Source organism: Paraburkholderia sp. RL17-347-BIC-D, from assembly GCF_046027915.1.
Lineage (GTDB): Bacteria > Pseudomonadota > Gammaproteobacteria > Burkholderiales > Burkholderiaceae > Paraburkholderia.
In genome coordinates, this window is record NZ_JARESS010000212.1 from 1 (window position 1) to 774 (window position 774).

Here is a 774-nt window from a genome sequence, read left to right on the forward strand (position 1 = left end):
CGGCGTGTTCACGGTAGAGCGGCATATCCGTGGCAAGTGGGTGTGCAGAAACTGCGAAACACTGATTCAGGCGGCGGTGCCCCCACACGTCATTGACAAGGGTATCCCGACCACGGGACTGCTGGCCTCGGTGCTGGTTGCCAAATATGCTGACCATCTTCCCCTGTACCGTCAGGAGCAGATCTTTGCGCGGGCGGGTCTGGCAATACCGCGATCGACACTGGGTGCGTGGGTCGGCATGTGCGGCGCACAGTTGCAGCCACTGGTCGATGCTCTGCATCAGGAAATCCTGCAGCAGGGTGTGCTGCATGCGGATGAGACGCCGGTACAGATGCTCAGTCCCGGTAAAGGGAAGACACATCGGGCGTACCTGTGGGCGTATACATCCACGCACTTCAGTGAGCTACGGGCCGTGGTCTACGACTTCGCCGTCAGCCGTGCCGGCGAGCATGCACGCACGTTCCTCGCCGACTGGCAGGGCAAGCTGGTGTGCGACGACTATGGTGGGTACAAGGCCGGATTCCAGCAAGGGATCACTGAAATCGGATGTGCTGCACACGCACGGCGCAAGTTCTTTGACCTGCACGCCAATCACAGCAGTCAGGTTGCTGGACAGGCCATGCCGTTCTTCGTTGCGCTTTACGATATCGAACGCGACGCTGCAGTGCTGAATGCCGAAGAGCGCCGCAAACTCCGGCAGAGCCGGGCCAAACCGGTGTGCGATGCACTTTATGAATGGATGGTGGCGCAGCGCAAGCTGGTTTCGGAAGGTTC

The 774-nt window shown here is 60.2% G+C and carries 1 protein-coding gene; it reads left to right on the forward strand.

Annotated features, from left to right (window positions below):
- A partial coding sequence (gene tnpC, locus P0D96_RS48210) for an IS66 family transposase (protein WP_408321410.1) occupies positions 1 to 774 on the forward strand: 774 nt, incomplete at both ends.